The organism is Pseudomonas sp. 05T35 (assembly GCF_056396605.1).
In genome coordinates this window covers 1-1,915 of the sequence record NZ_JBFTLU010000632.1, presented here as the reverse complement: position 1 = coordinate 1,915, position 1,915 = coordinate 1, and the positions used below count along the sequence as shown (strand labels likewise).

Here is a 1,915-nt window from a genome sequence, read left to right as displayed (position 1 = left end):
AAACTCGGAACTGATCCATCAAACCCTGCTGCTGATTCGCCAGGCTATTGAGCGACTGACTGACCCGCGCCGATTCATTGGCTTGCCCCGACAGCGATTCCGTCACGTCACGAATGGTCGCCACGTTGTTGTTGATCTCCTCGGCCACCGCGCTCTGCTCTTCGGCGGCGCTGGCGATTTGCAGGTTCATGTCGGTAATCACCGTTACCGCGTCGCCGATCTGCCGCAGGGCGGTCACCGCCTGGCTGACGTGCTCGACGCTGCCCTGGGCCTGGCGATGGCTGTTGTTCATCGAGCCGACCACGTCTTGCGTGCCGCTTTGCAGTTGTTCGATCACCTGACGGGTTTCCTCCACCGACTCCTGCGTACGGCGTGCCAGGTTACGCACTTCATCGGCGACCACCGCAAAACCACGCCCGGCTTCACCGGCGCGGGCCGCTTCGATGGCGGCGTTCAGTGCCAGCAGGTTGGTCTGTTCGGCGATGGCGCGGATCACTTCCAGCACCGAGCCGATCTTCTCGCTGTTGGCGGCCAGGCCTTCGACCTGGGTCATTGCCGTGCTCATGTCTGCCGCCAGGCTGTCGATACTGGCGGTGGTGCGGTCGATGACGGTCAGGCCCTGACGAGTCGCCTGATCAGCGTCGCGTGCCGCTTGAGCCGCTTGGGCGGCGCTGCGGGCGACGTCCTGGGCGGTGGCGCTCATTTCATGGGACGCAGTGGCCACCTGATCGACCTGACGGTATTGCTGCTCCATGCCGGCGCTGGTCTGGGTGGCGATGGCCGACGATTGGTCCGCCGTGCTGCGCGCGTCCTGCACCGAGCGTTTCACTTGCGCGATGATCGGTTGCAGCTTGTCGAGGAAACGGTTGAACCAGCCGGCCAGTTGCCCGAGTTCGTCTTGCTTGTCATAGGCCAGACGGCGGGTCAGATCGCCTTCGCCGCTGGCGATGTCTTCCAGCATGCGCGCCACGCCAAGAATCGGCCGGGTCACACTGCGTGCCATCAGCCACACCAGCAACAAGCCGATGACGGCTGCCAGTACACCGAGGCTCAGCTCGATCAGGGTGCCGGCGGTGTTGCGTTCGTCGAGTTGCTGCTTCAGGGTTTCGGCGGGACCGACCAGGACTTTTTCCGGCACATCAAGCAACACGCCCCACGATTTGCCACCGGGAATCGGCTGGAACGGCGACAGGACTTTGAGCAGCTGATTGTTGTGCAGGCTCTGGGTCTGAGAGCTGGCGGCGAGCCTGCGGATCAGCTCGGCACCGTTGTCCTTGTCCACGCTGTCCAGACGCTGGCTGAGTTTGCTGGCGTCCGGGCTGTAACCGGCGAGCAGACCCACCGGGCTGAGGATGCTGACACTGGTCTGGCCGTCATAGAGCTTTTTGCTGGCTTGTTGGCTGACCGCTTGCAGGCTGTTGAGGTTGATGTCAACCGACAGCGATGCAATGACCTTACCGTCGACCAGCAACGGGAAGACGATGCTGGTCATCAGCACGTTCTGGCCGTCGATCTCATAGAAATAGGGTTCGATCACGCACGGTTTGAGGGTGGTGCGCGGGCAGGTGAACCAGGCGTTGGCGGGTTCGCCGCTGGGGCCGGTGCTGGTGTCGGCCATGTCGCTTTCCGGCAGTGCCATCGAGTTCAGCTTGCCGGCGGTCGGTTGCGACCAGTACAGGGCGAAGCGGCCCTTGTCGTTGCTGCCGATTTCTTTCTGGCCGCTGAACAGTTCGTCCTTGCCGTCCAGTGCGTTGGCTTCAAACACCAGCGACAGGCCGAGCAATTGCGGGTTGGCTTGCAGCGCCGACTTGACTTGACGGGTCAGGTCTTCACGCAGGTCGAAGGCGTCGAGAAAGCGCTTCTCGGCCTGCTCACGCAAAAACAGCACCTGGCGCGCGAAACCGTGGCCATATTG

Annotated in this window: 1 protein-coding gene and 1 pseudogene; both read right to left on the bottom strand. The window is 62.8% G+C overall.

Going from position 1 to position 1,915, the window contains the following annotated elements; genetic code table 11:
* Positions 1–565: methyl-accepting chemotaxis protein (locus AC1DH9_RS28210; protein ID WP_477809240.1), on the bottom strand; the 565-nt coding region annotated here is incomplete at its 3' end.
* 339 nt (positions 566–904) lie between these two features.
* Positions 905–1,765, bottom strand: a pseudogene (locus AC1DH9_RS28205) (PDC sensor domain-containing protein); the annotation flags it as partial.
* Positions 1,766–1,915 lie beyond the last annotated feature (150 nt).